Below are 659 nucleotides of genomic sequence, written 5' to 3'. Positions count from 1 at the left end.
CACTACTCGCATCGTCGGCCCCTTCGAAGAGCTGGAACGTTACCACAGAATTAGACCTGCAATTGTGTCAGCATCGCGGCTCCCGCAAACCGCAGTCGCATCCGCCGCACGAGTGCGATACAGGACAGCGGTGACATACGATCTCCTCATCGTCGGCGGCGGTATCAACGGCTGTGCGATCGCGCGCGAGGCCAGCCTGCTTGGCCTCAAGGTCCTCCTGGTCGAGCGCGACGATCTCGCTGCGCACACCTCCTCGGCCTCGACCAAGCTGATCCATGGCGGCCTGCGCTATCTCGAATATTATGAGTTCAAGCTCGTCGCCGAGGCGCTGCGCGAGCGCGAGCGGCTGGTGAAGGCCGCGCCGCACATCATCCATCCGCTGCGCTTCGTCCTGCCGCACGAAAATGCGCTGCGGCCGTGGTGGATGGTACGGCTCGGCCTCTATCTCTATGATTTTCTTGGCGGCAAGATGACGCTGGCGCGCTCGCGCGGGCTGCGGCGGAGCGACACCGCCTTCACCGCGCCGCTCAAGGGTGCGGGCAAGGGCTTCGTCTATTCGGACGCGTTCGTCGATGATTCGCGGCTGACCGTGCTCAACGCGGTCGATGCCGCCGCCAACGGGGCCGAAATTGCGGTCGGCACCGCGCTCGAGTCGGCGC

At 64.9% G+C, this 659-nt stretch carries 1 protein-coding gene; it reads left to right on the top strand.

Going from position 1 to position 659, the window contains the following annotated elements; genetic code table 11:
• Nucleotides 1-130: 130 nt before the first annotated feature.
• On the top strand, nucleotides 131-659 hold a 529-nt coding region (locus tag AACY19_RS26700; RefSeq protein WP_339454482.1), incomplete at its 3' end, for an FAD-dependent oxidoreductase.

Origin of the sequence: Pseudomonas sp. EA_5y_Pfl2_R50 (assembly GCF_963970475.1) — a bacterium.
Lineage (GTDB): Bacteria > Pseudomonadota > Gammaproteobacteria > Pseudomonadales > Pseudomonadaceae > Aquipseudomonas.
Note: the sequence above shows the minus strand (reverse complement) of the source record. Positions and strands in the feature narration are given on the sequence as shown.